This window comes from Pseudomonas sp. HMWF006 (assembly GCF_003061205.1).
Taxonomy (GTDB): domain Bacteria; phylum Pseudomonadota; class Gammaproteobacteria; order Pseudomonadales; family Pseudomonadaceae; genus Aquipseudomonas; species Aquipseudomonas monsensis.
On sequence record NZ_QAIU01000651.1, the window covers coordinates 380 to 1,208 of the forward strand.

The 829-nt window shown below is 62.6% G+C and carries 1 protein-coding gene and 1 pseudogene; both read right to left on the reverse strand.

Features of this window, described 5'->3' with window-relative positions; all coding sequences use genetic code 11:
* A pseudogene (locus tag DBR24_RS34510) lies at window positions 1–79 on the reverse strand (ATP:cob(I)alamin adenosyltransferase); the annotation flags it as partial.
* 3 nt (window positions 80–82) lie between these two features.
* Window positions 83–829: sensor histidine kinase (locus DBR24_RS34515; protein WP_256591998.1), on the reverse strand; the 747-nt coding region annotated here is incomplete at its 5' end.

Below are 829 nucleotides of genomic sequence, written 5' to 3' on the forward strand. Positions count from 1 at the left end.
GCACGCGACGTCCATCGCCCAGGCCAGTTTCGCCTGTGTCGCCGGTGCGGGTGTAAATCTTCGACAAGCGAAAGCCCATGCTTTACCTCGGTAGTTGATTGTTTTCGGCCGCTATCGGCGCAGGTTGCGCCAGCGGCAGGCGCAGGGTGAAGCAGGTGCCCTGGCCGGGCGCCGATTGCACTTCCATCTGGCCTTTGTGGTTGTTGGTGATGATGAAATACGACACCGACAAACCCAGCCCCGTGCCCTGGCCGATTTCCTTGGTGGTGAAGAACGGCTCGAACGTGCGTTTGCGCACGCTCTCGCTCATGCCGATCCCGTTGTCTTCGACCTGAATCTCGGCCCACGGCGGATTGAGCCGGGTGCGCAGGATGATCCGCCCGGGCTCGCTGTCATCTTCGCGCTGGTGAATGGCCTGCGCGGCGTTTTTCAGCAGGTTGAGCAACACTTGCTCCAGCTCGTTGGCGGTGCCAGGCACCGGACCGAGGGCCGGGTCGAATTGACGGATGATCGCCTGCCCCTTGAAGTCGAAGCCGATGGCCAGGTCGAAGTCGTTGCCGGCGATTTCCACGGCCTGATCAATCAGCGCCGGCAGATCGCATGGCGCCATTTGCCGGGTGCTGCGACGGCTGAAGCTGAGCATATGGGTGACGATCTTCGCGGCCCGTGCGCCGGCCTGTTGAATGCCGTCGAGCAACTGCGGGACCTCCCGGCCCTGCAAGTAACGGTTGACCGTGTCCAGATCGATGCCCAGTTGCTCGGCGGTTTCGAGGTTCTTCGGCAGGTCCGCCGACAGCCGCCGACGAATGTTCTGCACGTTGTGCAGGAT